The sequence below is a fragment of the Mahella australiensis 50-1 BON genome (assembly GCF_000213255.1).
In the GTDB taxonomy this organism is placed as follows: domain Bacteria; phylum Bacillota; class Clostridia; order Mahellales; family Mahellaceae; genus Mahella; species Mahella australiensis.
The window spans coordinates 1401784-1418883 of record NC_015520.1; the positions used below are offsets into that span (position 1 = coordinate 1401784).

The window sequence follows — 17100 nt, forward strand, 5'->3', positions numbered from 1 at the left end:
GGGTTTATAATGTACAATCAATTTTACGATATTGAAGGGCAAAAGCAAAGGGAACAGCAGGTATGCGATCTTTTGATCGATTATACCATCGACGATTTTGATGAATATGGCAATTGGATATCGAATGTATGGCCGCCGAACGGTCCGGGCTTGAGGGAACGGTTATGGTTTGCCTCAGCTTATTTGGCCGGCGGGCAGAAAAAGTCTATCGAATTGGCCAACGCCATAATCAAAACATCCAAATACGCGTTTTGCCATTTCTCTCCCATGGCCGCGCTGCAATTGCTGATAAAACACGGCGATAAGCTGGATGCGGAAGCTGCTGAAACATTGCGCTCATATCTGGGAAATGTCCTTGACGACTTCAAGGGCGGAGATTTGGATTTTGTAGGCGTTAACGATAATTTCCCGTGTATGAGTACATATACGGCTCTGTTTGGCGGGAAACTTTTTGACAAGCCCGATCTGTATGATATCGGCGTGAAAAGGCTTAATCAACTTAAAGGCTTATTTTCTCGACGTGGAGTGGCCACCGAATATACCAGCCCAACATATACGCCCATCCACGCCCTCGCTATGGCTGAAATCGCCAATTATATAGATGATGAAACATTGAGGGAAACAGCCCTTCAATGCGAGGAGAGGATATGGGTTGATATATTGGGGCATTATCACCCGTCCACATCGCAGATAGCGGGGCCATACAGCAGGGCATATACGGTGGATTCGACAGGGCATACGCACCAGGCCCGGTTCATATTATATGCCTTGCTCGGAGATAAGCTGCCTATAAACCCGGTAAATACACTATTTGCGTCCAAAGATGGGGAAAGGGGCGAAGTGATACATGGCAGCGCGCCATTTATGCAGGTATCCACAACGTGGTTTATGGGGACCTATTATCACTGTCCGGCTTACCTGGTAGAAGCCATGCTTAACAAGGACTACCCCTTTACTTTTAAGGCTACTACCGAATACGGCCCTTCTACGGATGTTCCTCAGGTTGACAGGCCGAAGATCGATTTAAGCCGGGAGGATGAGGTCTACGAATATCCGGCCGGTACGGGCACGGTGTCCACATATATGACCCAAGATTATGCTTTGGGCGTATCGTCCAACGAATTTCATTGCGGTGTGCAGACAGACAGCTTTCATGTGCTTTACCGACGCCGCAGGCCGGTTCGAAGCCAAGCCGATGTAGCAACGGTATACGCGCGTTATATAATAAACGATAAAAAGCCTGGCCAGTACAATTACTACGGTCAATTCGACGCTCAGGTCGGCGATAGCTTACTGTGGGATCAGGGACGAAAGGTGGGCATACACCATGACAATACGGCTATGATGCTGTATAAGCCAAAAATATACGGGCATAAAGGGGTGGAAAGCCTCAAACTTTCTTTGATTTTTCCCGCTCAATACGGCCCGGTGGAAGAGATATGGTTAGGAGATGGAAAACTGAACGGACCCGACGGACATAGCGTCGAGCCATGCACCGTATTCGTAAAAGACGGGCCGGTGTATATGGCGTTCCATCCATTGATACTGACCGATTGCGGCAGAGAATATGCTATAAAGGTAGAACAGACAAACGATTATGTAATGGTGTCCCTCTACAATTACGAAGGACCGGCGCGTGATTTCCCCAGACGCGGTTTCTTGTTGACTGGGAATGGTTTTGTTTCGGAGGTGAGAAGCGAGGATGAGGTCGGTAGCTTTGAAAATTTTAGAGATATGATGAAAGATGTCAAGACGAGCGATGAGTTGTTCACATGCATGCACTGGCGGTGGACATATATGAGACGCACAAAATATGAAAGGGACGGTCTGACGATGGAATGTGAATACAGTCCGGCGAGCGAAGGAGTCAAGTGCGTTTCCATAAACGGAAGCGTTTCGGAGGCTCCTAAGTTGAAGATTAGTGGAATAGATGTTGACGGGTTACCTTTTGTTTAAGTTGACTTTTGCATTGATGGATATTATACTGTATATAGATGTTAATATTAAATATAAAACAATAAGTATCGCGATCTTTATGCTTATTGTTTCATAAAAACGGAAGGTGTGCAAAGGTGGATAGTCTCGAAGCGGCAAAAGTCGCCAAATATCTTGCGGATATCGGGGAATACTTAGGGGCGGGCATTTATGAAGATTATGACGCCCCTATGATAAAACGCATTGCGAGAGGTATACGCTGCCAATTGGAGCATGCCGATTTACCTGCATTAAAGGAAGGTATTTTATATCCGGAAGGCCGGTCCGCTTTGTGGGAAACGGAGCACTCAATCCTGAGTTTTCATTATTCAAGCTCTTTGTCATATAACAGAGCTGCTTTGATAAACTATTCCAATTCTCTTGAAGATCCGGAAGCTAAGGCTTGCCTCAAAGCCGTTGATGATGAATTTAAGGATTATTACAGATGCGGCAGCTCTATTGAACCTTGCTACCGATTAGGAGGAGACGGATATACCCATAGCATACCCAACACGGGCCGCATATTGAAAGAGGGCTTGTATTCTTATGCGAAAAGGATAGAGCAAAAGCTGCGGATTTCTAAGGCTGATGAGGATATAGAGGCTACGGCGTTGTATAGCGCCCTTCTGGATATACTGGATGGCATTGCCGCATTACACAGAAGGATATTGGTGAAGTTGGAAAATGAGGCTCAAAATAATCAAGGGAATATACGTAGCCTGTTGTCAGCCTTAGAACAAGTGCCTTTTTATCCCGCACGCACATTCTTCGAAGCGTTGGTGGCTGCAAACTTCATATTCTATATAGACGGATGTGACAGTCCCGGACGTTTTGATCAGGATTTATTCGAATATTATGATAGGGATGAAAAGGCCGGATTGATAGATCATGAAAGTGCCGTATCTCTTGTAAAAGCGTTTTTCAGTAATATCGACGACAATAACGGCTGGAACATGGCTATAGGGGGTAGCATGCGTGACGGAACTCCGGCGTATAATGCTTTGACGCAAATATGCCTTGAGGCTGCGAAGGGTATGCGTCGCCCGAATTTGGCACTGCGCACAAGGCAGGATATGCCGGATAAATTATGGGATGCAGTGCTGGATACGATAGGTACCGGATGTGGATTACCTGCTTTGTATAATGAAAAAGCATACTTAAAAGCTTTGAGAAACGCTCATTTGAATATCCATTATGAAGACATATACGATTACGCTTTTGGCGGCTGTACTGAAACCATGATACATGGCAAATCCAATGTCGGTTCTTTGGACGCGGGAATAAACATGCTCTCTGTATTGGTCGATACCCTTAATTTTAATTTTGTGGAAGCGGGAAGTTTTGATGAACTGTTACAAACATACAAGAACAATTTGGCATCTGTTATAAAAAAAGTAACCGAACAGGTCAATATCGATCAAAAACTTAAGGCCAGGTATTTGCCCCAGCCTATACGGACATTACTCATCGATGACTGTATAGACGCCGGCATAGAGTATAACGCCGGTGGAGCACGCTATAACTGGAGCGTTATTAATGTTGGAGGCCTTGGCAATGTGGCCGACTCTCTCATAGCCGTAAAGGAATTAGTATTTGATAAGAAACAAATAGATGCTGCGGACTTTTTGAAAGCACTACAAAACAATTTCGTCGGATACGAAATGTTGGAGAAGATGATAAGGGCGTGTCCTAAATACGGAAATAATCAGCCTTCGGTCGATGAACTGGCGCGTGATATCTCCAATTTCGTATTTGAGCAATTTGCACAATATGCCCCATGGCGTGGGGGCAGGTTTTTGCCGGGCTGTCTGATGTTTGTAACGTACGCGGATGCGGGAAAGGATGTAACGGCTACGCCGGATGGCCGCAAAAGCGGCGAGCCCATCGCCGATTCGGCCGGCCCTGTTCAGGGTAGGGACCGACACGGCCATACCGCCATGATGAATTCGGTGTCTTATATAGAGCATAGCATGGCGCCAGGTACATTGGTTGTAAACTTGCGATTGATCAAAAGCCTTTTTGATTCGCCCGAAGGCCGCAGTGCGGTGAAGAATCTTGTCAAAACCTATTTCGCATTGGGATGCATGCAAATTCAAATAAATGTGGTGGATCAGGAAGTATTGCGCGACGCTATAATACATCCTGAAAGGTACGAGGATTTGGTCGTACGCGTAGGGGGGTATTCCGAATACTTCAACAGATTGTCGCTGGAACTTAAAATGTCTGTATTGCAGCGTACTGAGCATAATGCGGGATAGGCATAATTTTCATCTTTCCTCTTTTATGCAGGAAGAAGTGATCATGCGCGCCGAACATGAGATGTGATGATAAATAGATGGGGGATTTAGCATTTATGCCTAAAAAATATGCGGCTCCGGCCGTTAAAAAGCTGCTGGATATCATTGAGCTTTTATCCAGAGAAAGCAGGGGATATTCGATCAATGAGATTGCCAGGATTCTAGATATTCCAGTGAATTCAGTATATCGCATCTGCAAGGAGATGGAAGAGCGCGGTTACCTTGAAAAATATAACGATTCGGGTTTGTACCAATTAGGATCGCGGTTTTTCATTATTGGACAGATAGTCGGAAGCAGGATAGACTTGAGGGCGAAGGCTTTGCCCATTATGGAAACACTGCGGGATGCACTAAATGAAACGGTACACCTATGCGTGCTTCAGGAGAAATGGATGGTACTGTTGGATCAGGTTGAATCAAAACAACCTATACGGATACATGTCGAAACAGGCTCATTGATGCATGCGCATGCGTCGGCATTCGGCAAATGCTTATTGGCAAATTGCCCGCAGGATGTGCTTAATTCGATTATCGGTGAAAAGCTTGCCTCATTGACATCCAATACTATCACAGATGCAGGCATATTAATGGCCGAACTGGAAAAGATAAGAGAAAACGGCTGGGCTTACGACATGGAAGAATATATGGAGGGCGTCCGCTGCGTAGGAGCGCCAGTGTTTGGATCAGGCGGCCGGGGAGTGGCAGCTATTGGCATTATGAGCCCGGCGTTTCGATTTCCGAAAGAAAGAATGGATGAAGCGCTTCCCTTGGTCTTAAAGGCTGCTAACGACCTGTCGATAGCTATGGGATATGATAACGGCCAACATTCGGCTGGCAGCCGTTAGCATTGTCCAAAGCCTGGCAATCAATGTTTATCAAAAATATGGGGTATCAAATGGCTGACGGTCTTGTATTTAATATACAACGGTTTTCCATTCATGACGGTCCGGGTATCCGTACCACGGTATTTTTAAAAGGATGCGGTTTAAGGTGCTTTTGGTGCCATAATCCTGAATCGCTTTCAACATTGCCTCAGGTACAATTCTTTCCGCAGAAATGCATCGGATGCGGCAAATGCGTTGAAGTATGCCCTAAGAAAGCACATGCTATCGATGCGAACGGAAGAAGGGAGTTTAGGCGGGAATTGTGCCGGCATTGTGGCAGATGCGTGGATGTCTGCTATGCCGAAGCGTTGGTAATGACAGGAAAGCATATGACCGTTTCGGAGGTTATGGATGAGGTGATGAAGGACAAGCTTTTTTATGATAATTCAGGCGGAGGTGTAACATACTCGGGGGGAGAACCGCTGCTGCAAAGGGAATTTATTAAAGAATTGCTTGTCGAAAGCAAAAAAAACGGTCTTAATACAGCCGTTGATACGGCGGGAAACGTGCCATGGGAGGCTTTTGAACAAGTATTGCCATACGTCGATCTTTTTCTATACGATATCAAGGTTATGGATCCGGATAAACACCGTTATGCCACCGGCGTTAACAATAGACAATTATTGGTTAATTTGCAACATCTGGCTTCTTGTAAGGCCAATATATGGATAAGGATACCGGTTATCCCAGGCGTTAATGATAATGTGCCAGAAATGCGGGCTATCGCCGATTTTGTAGAATGTTTGTCGGGTGTCGAGGTTGTGGAATTGTTGCCCTTTCATCGTTTGGGAGAAGGCAAGTATGAAAGCCTTGGAATGGAATATAAGGCGCGAGGATACAACTCGCCGAGCGATGAAAAAATGCAGGAACTGGCGGAAGTGTTTGAGCAAAAGAATCTGCCGGTAAAAAGGGGTTGATGTCTTATTGCAGGTATAGCTGAAGCCGTAGTATAATCTTAATGACAGCGATGTCATAAATGATATCGTGCTCTAAGATATATGATGGTCATATAAGGCTCAAAATAGAACCAAGATAGCAAAACAACAGGTGCAGATGTTTTGGAAGAAGATGATGATGATAGCAGTAAGGCTATATGGTTAGCCGAAATTCATCATAAATAAGGCGCAGCCGTAGAAATCGCAAAACCAGATATAGACAAGCAAGATTTCTTAACTGCAATCGTTACTATATCAGTGAAAATATTCGATTGGAAGGATTGACGTATGAACAGTAAAGAAAGAGTATATGCCGCGTTGAATTTTCAGAAGCCTGACAGAGTTCCGCGCTTCGTGTGGTTTGGGACGGGAGCGATAGAAATGCTCACACGAAAGTATGGCATATCTCCTTTGGAGCTCGAGCTGAAATGCGGAAACGATATATTGCAGACATGGGTTTCGATCAACGGGGAAATGATGAGGGATGTCCCGGATGGCTCGGAATTCACGGATGAATGGGGTATAACATGGAAAAGGGAAGGCTTTTACAATATGGCGGCGGTCCATCCGCTCCAGGACAAGGATGTCGGATTTATAAAAGATTATCGCTTGCCGGATCCGTATTCGGCCAAAAGGTATAAGTATCTCGAATATCTTTTGAATGAATACGGCGATAAATACTTTATCGGCGCCGATGTCTCCGGATCGCTGTTTGAGCCTGCTTATCACCTCCGCAATATGGAAGACCTTATGGTGGACATGGCGCTCGGCGATGAGGCGGTCGACGTTCTCCTAGATAAGCTCGCGGAGTTTACCACGGCCGTCGCGATAGAGTGTGTCAAAAAAGGTGTCGACTGGATATGGCTCGGTGATGATCTCGGTTCGCAGAAAAGTATGCTGATGTCGCCAGCCACGTGGAGGAAATACTTCAAGCCCCGGATGAAACGCATAATAGACGCGATCAGGGCTGTTAAAAAGGATATTTTTATCGCTTACCATTCGTGCGGGAGTATGTATCCCGTCATAGGGGATCTGGTCGAGATAGGGATTAATGTACTGAACCCGATCCAGGAAAGCGCGGAAGGAATGGTTCAAGAAGATGTTAAAAAAGAATTCGGAGACAGGCTCGCGCTGATGTGTGGCGTGGACACGCAGCAGTTCCTCGTCGATGCAACCCCCGAAATGGTGAGGGATAAGACGTGCGAAATTATAGAAAAGTTGGGCTATAACGGCGGTTTTATATTCGCGGCGTCGCACCATATTCAGCAGGATACGCCCGAAGAAAATATTCGAGCGCTGTTTCAGGCTCTCGATAGCTGCGGATAATTTGGATAAAGCGCAGGCCGATGAGGTGACGAAGCCGCTCGACCAGCTTCTTTGGAGGACGCGCAAAAATTTTTTTAAAAAAAGAAAGAGCTCAACAAGGCAGAAAGAGGATAGAGTTTTATGGATAGCAAAGAAAGAGTTATACGTACCCTAAAATTTAAGAACCCAGATAAAATCCCCGTGGATTTATGGACGCTGCCGGCTACATACTTAAAATACGGCAAAGCCTTTGAAGACATGCTGAGCCGCCATGAGAGGGATATTGTCTCGTTTGACGGCCCGTTTGATCTATCACATGATCAAAAGACGTATCAGCCAGGGCGGTTTACCGACGGGTGGGGGAGCGAATGGATGGTGCTGCAGGCTGGCATGGTGGGAGAGGTGAAAAAAGCGGTGTTTGCGGGAACCGGCGCGGAAGCGCTCAGAGCGTATGCGCCACCCGTAGAGGCGTTTAAGGTGCAATGGGCGGAATACATGCCACGGCTTGATGCGAAGATTAAAGAGGCGAGAGGCAAAGGCAAGTTTATTATCGGCGGGTGGATAAGTCTTTTTGAAAGGATGCAGTTCCTGCGGGGACCGGAGAATCTCTACCGGGATCTCGGCTTGCAGGACGAAGAGATCTATATAATTAAAGATATCGTAATGGAATTTTTCAGAGAATATTTGAAGGCGTGGCTAAACGCCGATGTGGACGCCATAGCCTTCGGCGACGACTGGGGCTCGCAGAGAGCGCTTCTCATATCCCCGAATATCTGGAGAAGCTTTTTCAAACCGCTCTATAAAGAGCTGTTCGATATGATAAAGGATAAAGGCAAGTATATATTCTTCCACAGCGACGGATATATTATGGATCTGTGCCCCGAATTCATTGAAATGGGCGTCAGCGCGGTAAATTCGCAGTTATGGTGCATGGGAGTGGAAAATGTGGCCGAGAGATTCGCAGGAAAGATCACGTTTTGGGGAGAGATAAGCAGGCAGGACATACTCCCGCACGGTACGCCGGAAGACATCCGGAAAACTGCCGAAAAGATGAAAAAATATCTTTTTGTGAACGGAGGCGGCCTGATCGGCCAGAGCGAAGTCGGGAAAGACGTTCCGCTTGAAAATATCGAAGCCGTGCTGACATGCTGGAATGAATGAAACGCAGGCGCTGGTTTGAAGCTATCGCCGATTAATGAACGGTCAATGGTGTGAAAAGCCTGCGGCCACAGATGAAGAAGCAGACCTTCTCGGGCAGGCCTGCTTCTTTTCAAACCGCGTCGTCGTCTTAGGGCTTTATAGCCGCCATGCTGAGTTTTCAGAAACCTGATAAGACACCGCATAATCCATATCGTGGGAAGTTAAGGTTTTGTTAGATAATAAATGTCCATTTTATAGCTTTTTTGTGTTGAATGTTTTATAATAGTATCATAAACAGCACATGTATTATTTGGATGAAACGAGGAATCATAATGATGAAAATTAAGATCGGGCTTTATGGTACTAATGGGCATCAGATTCATAAAATGCTGGAAAATCATCCTTATGCACAGCTAGTTGCAACTGCAGCATTTGATCTATCGCTGTTGCCGCCTGCACTTCGAGACTCAACGCTGATAAAACATTATATCACGCTCGACGAAATGCTTGGAGATAAAGAAGTCGAACTGGTTTCATTGTGTTCACCGAGGCGCCGAGATCAGGCATCCGAGGCCATACGGTGCCTTGAGGCGGGCAAACACGTATATGCCGAAAAACCATGCGCGATGACCGAAGAAGACCTGGATGCTATCATCGATGCGGCGCACAGGACTGGGATGGAATTCCACGAGATGGCGGGTACAGCTTTTGAACAACCGTATTATACTATGCGAAGTATCGTCCAGGACGGGACTATCGGGACTGTCGTACAGGTATTTGCTCAGAAATCATACCCATATCATGACGGCCGCCCGCAGGATGAAGATATCGACGGAGGTCTGATCTGTCAAAATGCGGTTCATGCTTTCCGTTTTATCGAACACGTCGCCTGCCGGAAGATAAAAAACATATATGCTATTGAAACGGGGCTTGGCAATCCTCGAAACGGTGGTTTGAAGATGGCGGTATCGTTCATGGCCGCACTGGATAATGGCGGCGTTGCCAGCATAATAGCAAATTACCTCAATCCGAAAGGGTTTGGACTATGGGGTAACGAGCACTTGAGGATTTTTGGCACAAAGGGTTTTATAGAGGCTACTGACGGCGGAACCAAGACGCGCCTTATAATAGGGGATAAGGATTTTGGCAGGATCGATGCTACTAAACCTGTAAAGAATTATTTTGATATGTATATAGATTCGCTTTTAGGAAGAGATAGCATGCCATTAACGCTCGACAACGAGTTGCATCCGACGCGAATGGTTATCAGAGCAAAAAAAGGAGCAATTTCTAACAAATAGTTACGAAGGAACCTATGATCATGAAAGATTTTCGCATTTTTGGTTGTTGAAACGGTGCAAAGATGATATAATAAAAAAAATTTGTTTTATCCGGGTGAATGATGAGAGCGTTTATTGCTGTCGATTTTGACCATGACGTAAAAAAGAATATAGTGCATGTACAACAGGCGGTGCAAAATCATGCAACAGCCGGGCGATGGAAACAGATGGATAATTTTCATCTGACATTGGAGTTTTTAGGCGAGATAACGCCCGGGGAGATGGATAGGATTTGCCTTTTGATGGGTGAGGTAGCTGGAAGGCACGTTCCTTTTGAGCTGTGCCTCGGGAAGATCGGATTTTTTAAGGGCCGCGGCGTTTTTAGAGTGGTATGGCTCGGTATAGAAGGCGATCAGGATGCTTTAAATGCTTTACAGCGCGATGTGAAAGATACTTTAGCACTTTTGAACTTCAGGGATGACAATCGGTTTTCGCCACATATAACGCTGGGACAGGATGTAAAGCTGGATGTGCCGTTTGAGCAGTTAAAGGATACTGTCAGTGCAGGGAAGGACCTTATATACGTAAGAGCGTTCTGTCTTATGGATAGCCGCGTTATAGACGGCCGACGCGTATATACGCCGGTAAAGCAATTTGATTTATCTGGAAGGTGATAGCCTATTGTATGAATACATAGCCTCAAATATAGATCGTGTAAAGGAGCGCATAAAGAAAGCGGCTGAACGTTCTGGACGCTCGGTTGATGATATAGTGCTCATAGCTGTCACAAAGACGGTTGATGTGGAGCGTATCAAAGCGGCAGTGAATTATGGCATAAAGGACCTGGGGGAGAATCGTGTGCAGGAATTGACGGCGAAGTATCCTTATATTTCGGATGATGTGCGCTGGCATATGATAGGTCGCTTGCAGACAAACAAAGTGAAATATATAATAGACAGGGTATCGCTTATACATTCGGTGGATAGCCTCAAGCTGCTAAAGGAAATAGATAAGCGCTCCGAAATAGCAAATAGAATGATGGATATACTTATAGAAGTCAACGTTGCCGGCGAAGCGTCCAAGGGCGGTGTGGCGGTAGAAGATGTTATCGATTTTGTAAAGCAGAGTGCGGTTTTTGAGAATATAAGAATAAAAGGGTTAATGACCGTAGCGCCGCAAACAGATGATCCCGAAATTGTAAGGCCGTATTTCGCACAGATGAAAGAATTGAGCTTTAAGATAGAAAAACTAAAACTAGACAATGTGGAAATGAAGTATCTTTCCATGGGCATGAGCGGAGACTTTGAGGTAGCGATAGAAGAAGGTTCCAATATGGTCAGGATTGGAACGGCTATATTCGGCGAAAGGCCGATAAATACATGAAGGAGGTATACCAAAATGGCTAACGGCGTATTTTCAAAAATACTGAATATTATGGGGCTGGAAGATGATATAATAGATGAAGAAGAGGAATTTAATGGTGCATATGAGGAGGAAACTGCATATGAGCAGCCAAAAAAGAAGGCCAAAGTTGTGAATATACACAGTGCTGCTTATGCTAAGATAATGTTGTGCCAGCCATACTCATATGACGATGCCCAAACGGTTATAGACCATCTAAAAAATCGCCGGCCAGTGGTGCTGAATCTGGAAGCGTTGGACGGCGCTATGGCACAGCGTATACTGGATTTTACCAGCGGTGCAGCCTATGCACTGGATGGCAATGTGCAGAAGGTTTCGAAAAGTATATTCATAGTAGTACCGAGCAATATAGAGCTAAGCGGCAATATATTGAATAGCACCGAGGATGATAATTTTTATACATCATTTTTTGATAGTAACGACGACATAGGAGGGCATAGATGACGTTTATAAGGGCTGTGATAGTCGCTTTCATATACTTGTTACAGATATTTTCATGGCTTATAGTTATAGAGGCCCTGTTGTCATGGGTAGTGGACCCGTTTCATCCGATAATGCAGTTTATAAGGCGCTTTACCGAACCGATCCTAGATCCGTTTCGGCGATTGACAGAGCGTATGCCCATGGCTAATCTGCCTATAGACATATCGCCATTGCTGGCCATAATAGTAATACAGATATTGATCGCCGTACTGCAAGGATTAGCATAGAGGAGGCAGAATGTTCATGGAAATAGACCCTGGGGTACTAGGCAAGGCCGATATCTTAAAGGAGAATAAAGGAGGTAACGTTATGGTATTGACGCCTATGGAAATACATAATAAGGAATTTTCACGCGGATTTAGAGGATACAGCGAGGAAGAGGTAGACGAGTTTTTAGACGAGATCGTAGTGGATTATGAAAGACTATATAAAGAAAATCTCGACCTAAAGGACCGCATTGCTATGCTGAGCGATGAGGTGAGACATTATAAAGCAATAGAAGGCACATTAAAAGAAACCTTATTGACCGCGCAAAAGGCCGCCGATGACGTTGCCGATAATGCCCGGAAAAAGGCCGAGCTCATAATACAGGATGCTGAAAACCAGGCCAGAGCGATAATAGCCAACGCTAATAAAGAAGTGGTTGACATCCATAAGGAGATAGAGGATAAGAAAAAGCAGCTGCAAATATTCAAGACGCAATTCCGCAGCTTTTTGGAAACGCAATTGGAATTGATAAAAAATGAAACATTCTTAGAACAAAATAATGATGGTGAGGAATGATATAGCGAAGATGGATTACAGCAAGACATTGAATTTGCCAAAAACCGATTTCCCCATGAAGGCCAATTTATCACAGAGGGAACCGGCGATACTTAAATGGTGGGAAGATAACGATCTATATAGAAAATCACTTGAAGTCAATGACCAAAAGCCGCTGTTCATACTGCATGACGGGCCGCCGTATGCCAACGGCGACATTCATCTCGGACATGCGTTAAATAAGATATTGAAGGATATAATAGTAAAATTCAAATCCATGAGAGGTTATAAAGCCCCTTATGTGCCGGGCTGGGATACACATGGTTTGCCTATAGAGTCGCAAGCCATAAAGAAACTGGGCGTCAATCGATATGAAACCGATCCAGTAGAGTTCCGGCGCATGTGCCGGGATTTTGCTTTAAAATACGTCGATATACAAAAGGATGAATTTAAAAGGTTGGGTATCAGAGGTGATTGGGACAACCCCTACCTTACATTAAAACCGGAATTTGAAGCCAAACAGATCGAAGTATTTGGCGAGATGGCTAAAAAGGGGTATATATATAAAGGCCTCAAACCGGTATATTGGTGTACTGATTGCGAAACTGCCCTGGCCGAAGCCGAAATAGAATATGCCGATCATGCTACCGAATCGCTTTATGTTAAATTTCCCGTGGTTGATGACAAAGGCTTATTTGACGGCGTGGATAATGCATATTTGGTTATATGGACCACTACGGCATGGACACTGCCGGCCAATATGGCTGTATGCCTTAATCCCGATATAGAATACGGATTGGTGCGCTTTGACAATGGTGAAGTATATGTTTTAGCCGTCGCTCTAATCGATTCGGTGGCTGCTGATGCTGGATTGGGGCATTATGACATATTAAAGCGGTTTAAGGGCAAGCAACTGGAAGGTATTAAAGCCAAACATCCGTTCTTTGATAGGTTCTCGCCTGTGATACTGGGAGAGTATGTAACGCTGGAGCAGGGCACGGGCTGCGTTCATATAGCGCCAGGCCATGGGCAGGAAGACTTTGAAGTAGGGCGCAAATACGGCCTTGAGGTATTAAACCCCGTGGATGATAAGGGGTATATGACTCAAAAAGCCGGTAAATTCGCTGGCATGTTCTATGAGGATGCCGGCAGGGCTATAATAGAAGAGTTGAATGCCAATAAGATGCTGCTGGCTGTTAAAACGGTGCAGCACTCGTATCCGCATTGCTGGCGGTGCAAGAATCCTGTTATATTTAGAGCGACCGAGCAGTGGTTCGCCTCGATAGACGGTTTCAGGCAACAGGCTTTGGATGCGGTGGCGTCGGTTAAATGGACGCCGGCATGGGGGCAGGAGCGCATGAGCGGTATGATCCGTGAGCGCTATGATTGGTGCATATCCAGGCAGCGCCTATGGGGTGTACCCATACCGATATTTTATTGCAAGGATTGCGGCGAAGCCATCATAAACGATGAGACAGTGGCTGCTGTCAGCGATTTGTTCAGACAAAAAGGCTCGGACGCATGGTTTGCCATGGATGAAGCCGACATATTGCCTGAAGGTTTTGTATGCCCGCATTGCGGGGGTAGGAGCTTTACAAAAGAAAAAGATATAATGGATGTATGGTTTGACTCGGGTTCCAGCCATGCGGCCGTTTTGGAGACGAGGGATGACCTGCATTGGCCGGCTAATATGTATTTAGAAGGTTATGATCAGTTCAGGGGTTGGTTTCAGTCATCCCTTCTGACGTCGGTGGCCACGCGCGGACGCGCTCCTTACGATGAGGTATTAACTCATGGCATGGTAGTCGACGGCGAAGGGCGCAAGATGTCTAAATCTCTGGGCAATGGAGTGGATCCGCAGGACGTCGTCCAGGAGTATGGCGCAGACATATTGCGGCTCTGGGTTACGTCGGCCGATTACAAAAACGATATGCGTATATCGAAATCCATATTGAAGCAATTATCCGAGGTATACCGCAAAATACGCAATACAGCGCGTTTTCTGATGGGCAATCTCTACGATTTTAATCCCGATACCGACGCCATGCCATATGATGAGTTGAAAGAAATCGACAGATGGGCTCTTATGCGCCTTCATCAACTGATACAAGAGGTAACCGAAGCGTATGACAACTATGAATACCATGTGGTGCATCATGCTATATACGGTTTTTGCGTGGTCGATATGAGCAATTTTTATCTGGACGTGTTAAAGGACCGGCTTTACACGTATAGAGCCGATTCCAAAGAGAGGCGTTCGGCGCAGACCGTATTGTATGCCATACTGGATGCTATGGTAAGGATGCTGGCTCCAGTGCTCAGTTTTACAGCCGAAGAGATATGGCGCTATATGCCGCACAGCGCCGGTAATGATACCCGAAGCGTGCACCTGGCATCGTGGCCGGTAGCTGACGGTAGTTATATAGATAGTGCGCTTATGGAGAAATGGGATAAATTGATAGAAGTGCGCGATGAAGTGCTGAAAGCTTTGGAAACAGCGCGCAGCCAAAAGCTGATAGGCCAATCTTTAGAGGCCGGAGTGGATATATATGCCGGTGGACAGTGGTACGATTTTCTGAAAAGCGAAGAGTCTCATTTGAGCGAGATATTTATAACGTCTCAGGCTGCTGTCAAAAACGGCAGCGCACCCGAAGAAGCGGTATCAGCCGAAACCATAGATGGATTAAGGATCCATGTGCATAAAGCATCGGGCCAAAAATGCGAACGCTGTTGGGTATACAGCGACACGATAGGATCGGACCCAGAACATCCTACCATATGCGAGCGCTGTTCCGATAACGTATAGATAATGGCAACTTAAAAGCCCGTATAAGCGGGCTTTTTATATATCATTGGATTGTGAGTGGTATTTATGGATAAAAAACAGATAGCGGATGTACTCAATGACATAGGCCTCCTGCTGGAGCTCAAAGGCGAACTTCCGTTTAAGTCCAGAGCCTATTACAATGCAGCTAGAGCTATAGAGATGCAGGAAAAAGATATAGACGAGCTGATAGCCCTAAACGAATTGAAAGATATAAAGGGCATAGGGGACGCCATAACCAAAAAAATAACCGAATTGGCTACTACCGGTCACCTGGAATATTATGAGAGGCTCAAAAAAGAAATACCACCCGGTCTCATAGAGATGCTTAAGATACCGGGTCTCGGGCCCAAACGCATACAAACCCTTTATAAAAAACTGGGCATAACGACCATAGGCGAACTGGAATATGCTTGTATAGAAAATAGGCTGCTAGAGCTGGAGGGCTTCGGACGTAAAATGCAGGAGAATATATTGAAGGGTATACAATACGTGAAACGCTATCAAGGTCAATTTCTGTATTGCGATGCTAAAAGAGCAGCTGATCGGCTGCTGGATGAGATTAAGAGTATCCAGAGCATATACGATATCTCTATTGCTGGTGCATTAAGGCGCCGGAAGGAGATCACCAAGGATATAGACATGGTGGCTGCATCGGATACGCCGCAATCTGTCATAGATGCGTTTACAGCATTGCCGTCGGTGGAGAGCATCATAGCAAGCGGCGATACAAAAGCGTCGGTGCGCTTGTTCTCCGGCATAAATGCCGATTTAAGGGTGGTGTTGACCGGGCAATATCCATATGCCTTGCATCATTTCACCGGCAGCAAGGAGCATAATACTGCCATGCGGCATAGGGCTAGGCAGATGGGCATAAAGATAAACGAATACGGGCTTTTCAGAGGAGAAGAGTTCATTTCCTGCAGCGATGAATATGAATTCTTCCATGCTCTGGGCTTGGGATACATTCCACCGGAGCTTCGCGAGGATATGGGGGAGATAGAGGCCGCTGAAAAAGGCATGCTTCCCGAGCTTATAGAGGGCAGCGATATAAAAGGCCTGTTTCATATCCATACGGCTTACAGCGATGGTATAACCACCGTATCGGACATGGTAAAGGCGGCTATGGCCAGAGGATATACATATATGGGTATATCCGATCACAGTCAATCAGCGTTCTATGCAGGAGGACTAAAACCAGAAATTTTACGCAGGCAATGGCGCGAGATAGACGATCTGAACCGTTCGTTGGATGGCTTTCATATTTTTAAAGGCGTAGAATGCGATATATTGCCTGACGGCAGCTTGGATTATGATGATGGCCTGCTGTCAGAATTCGATTTCGTTATAGCGTCGGTTCATTCGCACTTCAATATGACCGAACAACAGATGACGGCTCGACTGCTCGCGGCAGTATCAAATCCGTATGTCACCATATTGGGGCATCCCAGCGGCAGACTGCTGTTGGCCAGGGAAGAATATAGACTGGATATGGACGCTGTTATCGATGCCTGTGCTGCGCACGGCGTGGTAATGGAATTAAATGCTAATCCACATAGGCTGGACATGGATTGGCGATGGTGTCGGATAGCCAAGGAAAGAAACGTTAAAATAGCTATAAATCCCGATGCCCATGATATCTCCGGTTTAGACGATATGGAATACGGCATAGGTATAGCACGTAAAGGTTGGTTGGAGGCCGGCGACGTGCTCAATGCCATACCGTTGAACGATATAGTATCATATTTGGAGCGTCGCAGGCGCAAAAATTGACATACGCGCAGCTTATATAAT

The 17100-nt window shown here is 45.7% G+C and carries 14 protein-coding genes; all 14 read left to right on the top strand.

Annotated features, from left to right (window positions below):
• The first annotated feature begins 9 nt into the window (after positions 1 to 9).
• The 14 genes from MAHAU_RS06645 (at position 10) to polX (ending at position 17079) form a co-directional block, all read left to right on the top strand.
• Positions 10 to 1956, top strand: a complete 1947-nt coding sequence (locus MAHAU_RS06645) for a hypothetical protein (RefSeq protein WP_013780959.1) — start codon at positions 10 to 12, stop codon at positions 1954 to 1956.
• A 116-nt stretch (positions 1957 to 2072) separates the two neighbouring features.
• Positions 2073 to 4232, top strand: a complete 2160-nt coding sequence (locus tag MAHAU_RS06650) for a pyruvate formate lyase family protein (RefSeq protein ID WP_013780960.1) — start codon at positions 2073 to 2075, stop codon at positions 4230 to 4232.
• A gap of 95 nt (positions 4233 to 4327) precedes the next feature.
• A complete protein-coding gene (locus tag MAHAU_RS06655) occupies positions 4328 to 5116 on the top strand; it encodes an IclR family transcriptional regulator (protein WP_013780961.1) in 789 nt (262 codons plus the stop codon).
• A 50-nt stretch (positions 5117 to 5166) separates the two neighbouring features.
• Positions 5167 to 6072 carry a glycyl-radical enzyme activating protein gene (locus MAHAU_RS06660; protein ID WP_013780962.1) on the top strand — a complete coding sequence of 302 codons (906 nt, stop codon included), beginning with the start codon at positions 5167 to 5169 and terminating at the stop codon, positions 6070 to 6072.
• Between the two features lie 306 nt (positions 6073 to 6378).
• On the top strand, positions 6379 to 7416 hold the full coding sequence (locus tag MAHAU_RS06665; RefSeq protein WP_013780963.1) for a uroporphyrinogen decarboxylase family protein: 1038 nt from the start codon (positions 6379 to 6381) through the stop codon (positions 7414 to 7416).
• A 120-nt stretch (positions 7417 to 7536) separates the two neighbouring features.
• Entirely contained in the window at positions 7537 to 8556 is a 1020-nt protein-coding gene (locus MAHAU_RS06670; RefSeq protein WP_013780964.1) for a uroporphyrinogen decarboxylase family protein, read from the top strand.
• A gap of 311 nt (positions 8557 to 8867) precedes the next feature.
• On the top strand, positions 8868 to 9836 hold the full coding sequence (locus MAHAU_RS06675; RefSeq protein WP_013780965.1) for a Gfo/Idh/MocA family protein: 969 nt from the start codon (positions 8868 to 8870) through the stop codon (positions 9834 to 9836).
• Between the two features lie 98 nt (positions 9837 to 9934).
• Positions 9935 to 10489, top strand: a complete 555-nt coding sequence (thpR, locus tag MAHAU_RS06680; protein ID WP_013780966.1) for an RNA 2',3'-cyclic phosphodiesterase — start codon at positions 9935 to 9937, stop codon at positions 10487 to 10489.
• A 7-nt stretch (positions 10490 to 10496) separates the two neighbouring features.
• Positions 10497 to 11198, top strand: a complete 702-nt coding sequence (locus MAHAU_RS06685) for a YggS family pyridoxal phosphate-dependent enzyme (RefSeq protein WP_013780967.1) — start codon at positions 10497 to 10499, stop codon at positions 11196 to 11198.
• A 15-nt stretch (positions 11199 to 11213) separates the two neighbouring features.
• Positions 11214 to 11681, top strand: coding sequence for a cell division protein SepF (locus MAHAU_RS06690; protein WP_013780968.1), 468 nt, complete (start codon positions 11214 to 11216; stop codon positions 11679 to 11681).
• On the top strand, positions 11678 to 11947 hold the full coding sequence (locus MAHAU_RS06695; protein WP_013780969.1) for a YggT family protein: 270 nt from the start codon (positions 11678 to 11680) through the stop codon (positions 11945 to 11947). Before MAHAU_RS06690 ends, MAHAU_RS06695 begins: the two co-directional genes overlap by 4 nt.
• 16 nt (positions 11948 to 11963) lie before the next feature.
• Positions 11964 to 12503, top strand: a complete 540-nt coding sequence (locus tag MAHAU_RS06700) for a DivIVA domain-containing protein (RefSeq protein ID WP_245543942.1) — start codon at positions 11964 to 11966, stop codon at positions 12501 to 12503.
• 10 nt (positions 12504 to 12513) lie between these two features.
• The gene (gene ileS / locus MAHAU_RS06705; RefSeq protein ID WP_013780971.1) at positions 12514 to 15288 is read left to right on the top strand and encodes an isoleucine--tRNA ligase; all 2775 of its coding nucleotides are present in this window, start codon (positions 12514 to 12516) and stop codon (positions 15286 to 15288) included.
• Between the two features lie 66 nt (positions 15289 to 15354).
• The gene (gene polX, locus MAHAU_RS06710; protein ID WP_013780972.1) at positions 15355 to 17079 is read left to right on the top strand and encodes a DNA polymerase/3'-5' exonuclease PolX; all 1725 of its coding nucleotides are present in this window, start codon (positions 15355 to 15357) and stop codon (positions 17077 to 17079) included.
• Positions 17080 to 17100 lie beyond the last annotated feature (21 nt).

Bases quoted from the DNA above. Each gene is read 5' to 3' on its own strand.
- thpR (WP_013780966.1), top strand. From the start codon at position 9,935: ATGATGAGAGCGTTTATTGCTGTCGATTTTGACCATGACGTAAAAAAG.
- ileS (WP_013780971.1), top strand. From the start codon at position 12,514: ATGGATTACAGCAAGACATTGAATTTGCCAAAAACCGATTTCCCCATG.
- MAHAU_RS06695 (WP_013780969.1), top strand. From the start codon at position 11,678: ATGACGTTTATAAGGGCTGTGATAGTCGCTTTCATATACTTGTTACAG.
- MAHAU_RS06675 (WP_013780965.1), top strand. From the start codon at position 8,868: ATGATGAAAATTAAGATCGGGCTTTATGGTACTAATGGGCATCAGATT.
- MAHAU_RS06700 (WP_245543942.1), top strand. From the start codon at position 11,964: ATGGAAATAGACCCTGGGGTACTAGGCAAGGCCGATATCTTAAAGGAG.
- MAHAU_RS06655 (WP_013780961.1), top strand. From the start codon at position 4,328: ATGCCTAAAAAATATGCGGCTCCGGCCGTTAAAAAGCTGCTGGATATC.
- MAHAU_RS06665 (WP_013780963.1), top strand. From the start codon at position 6,379: ATGAACAGTAAAGAAAGAGTATATGCCGCGTTGAATTTTCAGAAGCCT.
- polX (WP_013780972.1), top strand. From the start codon at position 15,355: ATGGATAAAAAACAGATAGCGGATGTACTCAATGACATAGGCCTCCTG.
- MAHAU_RS06690 (WP_013780968.1), top strand. From the start codon at position 11,214: ATGGCTAACGGCGTATTTTCAAAAATACTGAATATTATGGGGCTGGAA.
- MAHAU_RS06645 (WP_013780959.1), top strand. From the start codon at position 10: ATGTACAATCAATTTTACGATATTGAAGGGCAAAAGCAAAGGGAACAG.
- MAHAU_RS06670 (WP_013780964.1), top strand. From the start codon at position 7,537: ATGGATAGCAAAGAAAGAGTTATACGTACCCTAAAATTTAAGAACCCA.
- MAHAU_RS06660 (WP_013780962.1), top strand. From the start codon at position 5,167: ATGGCTGACGGTCTTGTATTTAATATACAACGGTTTTCCATTCATGAC.